Origin of the sequence: Pseudomonas vranovensis DSM 16006, from assembly GCF_000425805.1 — a bacterium.
GTDB classification, from domain to species: domain Bacteria; phylum Pseudomonadota; class Gammaproteobacteria; order Pseudomonadales; family Pseudomonadaceae; genus Aquipseudomonas; species Aquipseudomonas vranovensis.
In genome coordinates this window covers 1-1,514 of record NZ_AUED01000039.1, presented here as the reverse complement: position 1 = coordinate 1,514, position 1,514 = coordinate 1, and the positions used below count along the sequence as shown (strand labels likewise).

The following is a 1,514-nucleotide window of genomic DNA, read 5'->3' as shown; positions in this document are numbered from 1 at the left end:
CCCGCCGTGTGTCTCCCATGCTCGGCACTTGTAGGTATTCGGAGTTTGCATCGGTTTGGTAAGTCGGGATGACCCCCTAGCCGAAACAGTGCTCTACCCCCTACAGTGATACATGAGGCGCTACCTAAATAGCTTTCGAGGAGAACCAGCTATCTCCGAGCTTGATTAGCCTTTCACTCCGATCCACAGGTCATCCGCTAACTTTTCAACGGTAGTCGGTTCGGTCCTCCAGTCAGTGTTACCTAACCTTCAACCTGCCCATGGATAGATCGCCCGGTTTCGGGTCTATACCCAGCGACTAAACGCCCTATTAAGACTCGCTTTCGCTACGCCTCCCCTATTCGGTTAAGCTCGCCACTGAATATAAGTCGCTGACCCATTATACAAAAGGTACGCAGTCACCTAACAAAGTAGGCTCCCACTGCTTGTACGCATACGGTTTCAGGATCTATTTCACTCCCCTCTCCGGGGTTCTTTTCGCCTTTCCCTCACGGTACTGGTTCACTATCGGTCAGTCAGTAGTATTTAGCCTTGGAGGATGGTCCCCCCATATTCAGACAAAGTTTCTCGTGCTCCGTCCTACTCGATTTCATGACTAAGAGATTTTCGCGTACAGGGCTATCACCCACTATGGCCGCACTTTCCAGAGCGTTCCGCTAATCTCAAAGCCACTTAAGGGCTAGTCCCCGTTCGCTCGCCACTACTAAGGGAATCTCGGTTGATTTCTTTTCCTCAGGGTACTTAGATGTTTCAGTTCCCCTGGTTCGCCTCTTGCACCTATGTATTCAGTACAAGATACTCAGCTTGTGCTGAGTGGGTTCCCCCATTCAGAGATCTCCGGATCAAAGTCTGTTTGCCGACTCCCCGAAGCTTATCGCAGGCTACCACGTCTTTCATCGCCTCTGACTGCCAAGGCATCCACCGTATGCGCTTCTTCACTTGACCATATAACCCCAAGCAATCTGGTTATACTGTGAAGACGACATTCGCCGAAAATTCGCAAAACTCTTAAGAGTCACTCACAAATTTTACCTTAGCCTGAACAGGCACCAGTGAAAGTGCTGTCCAGTCTATCTTTCTATCACATACCCAAATTTTTAAAGAACGATTCTGAAAAAGTTCAGAAATCAATATTCGAGCCGAATATTCATTTCTAAGCTTTGACACGGTAGCAAGGGGGTGGTGGAGCCAAGCGGGATCGAACCGCTGACCTCCTGCGTGCAAGGCAGGCGCTCTCCCAGCTGAGCTATGGCCCCAACAAGAAACTGGTGGGTCTGGGCAGATTCGAACTGCCGACCTCACCCTTATCAGGGGTGCGCTCTAACCAACTGAGCTACAGACCCAGTTAAGAGCTGTTACCGATATCGTCTTCTTCAATGAATCAAGCAATTCGTGTGGGAGCTCATGAGACAGCTGATGTCTGTCGATTAAGGAGGTGATCCAGCCGCAGGTTCCCCTACGGCTACCTTGTTACGACTTCACCCCAGTCATGAATCACACCGTGGTAACCGTCC

At 50.2% G+C, this 1,514-nt stretch carries 2 tRNA genes and 2 rRNA genes; all 4 read right to left on the bottom strand.

Annotated features, from left to right (window positions below):
• Positions 1–945 (bottom strand): 23S ribosomal RNA (locus H621_RS0119510); the annotation flags it as partial.
• Positions 946–1,180: 235 nt separating this feature from the next.
• Positions 1,181–1,256, bottom strand: a tRNA-Ala gene (locus H621_RS0119505).
• A 10-nt stretch (positions 1,257–1,266) separates the two neighbouring features.
• Positions 1,267–1,343: transfer RNA gene (locus tag H621_RS0119500), tRNA-Ile, on the bottom strand.
• Positions 1,344–1,428: 85 nt separating this feature from the next.
• Positions 1,429–1,514: ribosomal RNA gene (locus H621_RS0119495) — 16S ribosomal RNA — on the bottom strand; the annotation flags it as partial.